At 57.3% G+C, this 2,717-nt stretch carries 1 rRNA gene (cut by a window edge); it reads right to left on the bottom strand.

Annotation, left to right across the window (positions count from 1 at the left end):
• Positions 1 to 44 precede the first annotated feature (44 nt).
• A 23S ribosomal RNA gene (locus NGB36_RS32815) occupies positions 45 to 2,717 on the bottom strand (it continues 452 nt past the right edge of the window).

Genomic DNA, 2,717 nt, shown 5'->3' with positions numbered 1-2,717 from the left:
CAGAACCGCACAGTGGACGCGAAACACGCAACACACGAATGTGTGTGGTCAAGCCCTCGGCCTATTAGTACCGGTCAACTCCACCAGTCACCTGGCTTCCATATCCGGCCTATCAACCCCGTCGTCTACAGGGAGCCTTACCCCATCAAGTGGGTGGGAGTCCTCATCTCGAAGCAGGCTTCCCGCTTAGATGCTTTCAGCGGTTATCCCTCCCGAACGTAGCCAACCAGCCATGCCCTTGGCAGAACAACTGGCACACCAGAGGTCCGTCCGTCCCGGTCCTCTCGTACTAGGGACAGCCCTTCTCAAGACTCCAACGCGCACAGCGGATAGGGACCGAACTGTCTCACGACGTTCTAAACCCAGCTCGCGTACCGCTTTAATGGGCGAACAGCCCAACCCTTGGGACCGACTCCAGCCCCAGGATGCGACGAGCCGACATCGAGGTGCCAAACCATCCCGTCGATATGGACTCTTGGGGAAGATCAGCCTGTTATCCCCGGGGTACCTTTTATCCGTTGAGCGACGGCGCTTCCACAAGCCACCGCCGGATCACTAGTCCCAGCTTTCGCTCCTGCTCGACCCGTCAGTCTCACAGTCAAGCTCCCTTGTGCACTTACACTCAACACCTGATTGCCAACCAGGCTGAGGGAACCTTTGGGCGCCTCCGTTACCCTTTAGGAGGCAACCGCCCCAGTTAAACTACCCATCAGACACTGTCCCTGATCCGGATCACGGACCCAGGTTAGACATCCAGCACGACCAGAGTGGTATTTCAACAACGACTCCACCTGAGCTGGCGCTCAAGCTTCACAGTCTCCCACCTATCCTACACAAGCCGAACCGAACACCAATATCAAACTGTAGTAAAGGTCCCGGGGTCTTTCCGTCCTGCTGCGCGAAACGAGCATCTTTACTCGTACTGCAATTTCACCGGGCCTATGGTCGAGACAGTCGAGAAGTCGTTACGCCATTCGTGCAGGTCGGAACTTACCCGACAAGGAATTTCGCTACCTTAGGATGGTTATAGTTACCACCGCCGTTTACTGGCGCTTAAGTTCTCAGCTTCGCCCCACCAAAATGGAGCTAACCGGTCCCCTTAACGTTCCAGCACCGGGCAGGCGTCAGTCCGTATACATCGCCTTACGGCTTCGCACGGACCTGTGTTTTTAGTAAACAGTCGCTTCTCGCTGGTCTCTGCGGCCACCCCCAGCTCCGGAGGAAAACTCCATCACCAGGCGTGGCCCCCCTTCTCCCGAAGTTACGGGGGCATTTTGCCGAGTTCCTTAACCATAGTTCACCCGAACGCCTCGGTATTCTCTACCAGACCACCTGAGTCGGTTTAGGGTACGGGCCGCAACAGCACTCGCTAGAGGCTTTTCTCGACAGCATAGGATCATCCACTTCACCACAATCGGCTCGGCATCAGGTCTCACCCCTACATGAGCAGCGGATTTACCTACCACTCGGGCTACACCCTTACCCCGGGACAACCACCGCCCGGGCTGGACTACCTTCCTGCGTCACCCCATCACTCACCTACTACCAGTCTGGTCCACCGGCTCCACCACTCCCCATCACCCCGAAGGGATCAAAGGCGGCTTCACGGGCTTAGCATCGCCAGATTCAGCGTTGACGCACCATCACGGGTACCGGAATATCAACCGGTTGTCCATCGACTACGCCTGTCGGCCTCGCCTTAGGTCCCGACTTACCCTGGGCAGATCAGCTTGACCCAGGAACCCTTAGTCAATCGGCGCACACGTTTCCCACGCATGTATCGCTACTCATGCCTGCATTCTCACTCGCATACCGTCCACAACTCGCTTCCACGGCTGCTTCACCCGGCACACGACGCTCCCCTACCCACCCCAGCAACCGTTAGGCACACGCTGGAGTGACACGACTTCGGCGGTACGCTTGAGCCCCGCTACATTATCGGCGCGGAATCACTTGACCAGTGAGCTATTACGCACTCTTTCAAGGATGGCTGCTTCTAAGCCAACCTCCTGGTTGTCTCTGCGACTCCACATCCTTTCCCACTTAGCGCACGCTTAGGGGCCTTAGTCGATGCTCTGGGCTGTTTCCCTCTCGACCATGGAGCTTATCCCCCACAGTCTCACTGCCGCGCTCTCACTTACCGGCATTCGGAGTTTGGCTAAGGTCAGTAACCCGGTAAGGCCCATCGCCTATCCAGTGCTCTACCTCCGGCAAGAAACACACGACGCTGCACCTAAATGCATTTCGGGGAGAACCAGCTATCACGGAGTTTGATTGGCCTTTCACCCCTAACCACAGGTCATCCCCCAGGTTTTCAACCCTGGTGGGTTCGGGCCTCCACGACCTCTTACAGCCGCTTCACCCTGCCCATGGCTAGATCACTCCGCTTCGGGTCTTGGGCACGCTACTCAAACGCCCTCTTCGGACTCGCTTTCGCTACGGCTACCCCACACGGGTTAACCTCGCAACATACCGCAAACTCGCAGGCTCATTCTTCAAAAGGCACGCAGTCACGACCACACAGGCAAAACCCGCATGGCGACGCTCCCACGGCTTGTAGGCACACGGTTTCAGGTACTATTTCACTCCGCTCCCGCGGTACTTTTCACCATTCCCTCACGGTACTATCCGCTATCGGTCACCAGGGAATATTCAGGCTTAGCGGGTGGTCCCGCCAGATTCACACAGGATTTCTCGGGCCCCGTGCTACTTGGGTG

Source organism: Streptomyces humicola (assembly GCF_024436035.1).
Taxonomy (GTDB): Bacteria; Actinomycetota; Actinomycetes; order Streptomycetales; family Streptomycetaceae; genus Streptantibioticus_B; species Streptantibioticus_B humicola.
This window is presented reverse-complemented; position numbering and strand designations above follow the sequence as displayed.